Origin of the sequence: Streptomyces sp. LHD-70 (assembly GCF_031157275.1) — a bacterium.
Taxonomy (GTDB): Bacteria; Actinomycetota; Actinomycetes; order Streptomycetales; family Streptomycetaceae; genus Streptomyces.
The window spans coordinates 1-883 of record NZ_JAVIFW010000059.1 but is presented as its reverse complement, the minus strand read 5'-3'; the positions used below and the strand labels follow the sequence as shown (position 1 = coordinate 883).

Annotated in this window: 1 protein-coding gene; it reads right to left on the bottom strand. The window is 66.6% G+C overall.

Annotated elements, in window-relative coordinates; all coding sequences use genetic code 11:
- Positions 1-14 precede the first annotated feature (14 nt).
- Positions 15-832, bottom strand: a protein-coding gene (locus RCO28_RS39250; protein WP_374991335.1) for an IS5 family transposase whose coding sequence is annotated in 2 segments (ribosomal slippage) — positions 15-490 and positions 490-832 — 819 coding nt in all. Because the reading frame shifts where the segments join, the coding sequence is not laid out codon by codon here.
- Positions 833-883: the final 51 nt, after the last annotated feature.

Below are 883 nucleotides of genomic sequence, written 5' to 3'. Positions count from 1 at the left end.
TCTTAGAGGTTGTCTCATGTGGTGAGTTTGGCCAGTTTTTTGTAGCAGGTCAGTGCCGCTGCGAGGCCGAGGAAGGCCAGGAAGTGTGTTCCCTTCCGTTCGTAGCGGACGGTGAGGCGGCGGTATCCGAAGAGCCAGGAGATCGACCGCTCGATCTTCCAGCGGTGCCGGCCGAGGCGCTCGCTGGACTCGATGCCGGGCCGAGCGATGCGGGGGACGATGTGGCGGCTGCGCAGCCACTTCAGGTGCTCGGCGGAGTGGTAGGCCTTGTCGGCGCGGAGCTTGCCGGGGCGGCGTCGGCGCGGACCGCGCCGCGAGCGGATTGCGGGTATGCCCAGGACCAGCGGCAGGAGCGCCTGGCTGTCGTGGACGTTCGCGCCGGACACGCCGAGGGCCAGGGGTAACCCTTGAGCGTCGGACAGGACGTGCAGCTTGCTGCCCTTCTTGCCCCGGTCGACCGGATTGCGCCCGGTCATCGATCCCCCTTTTTCGCGCGGACCGAGGCCGCATCGACGATCACGGAGGTCCAGTCCAGCTCCCCGCGGGAACCGAGTTCATCGAGAACTGCCCGATGCAGCCGCCTCCACAGCCCATCCCTCGTCCACACCGAGAAGCGACGGTGCGCGGTGGCCGGAGAAACGCCGAACGTCTCGGGAAGATGCCGCCAAGCGCAGCCGCTGGTCAGCACGTACACCACGGCAGCGAACACGGCCCGCTCGTCGCACGGGGCCGTGCCCCCGCCCTGTGGACGCGACGAAAACGAAGGAAGCAACGGAGCGACCAGGACCCAGAGTTCATCCGGAACCAACCGCTGTGACAGACCAGCACCCATGGCAAGGCATCATGCCGTAAAGATCTGACGCCACGTGAGACAACCTCTTAG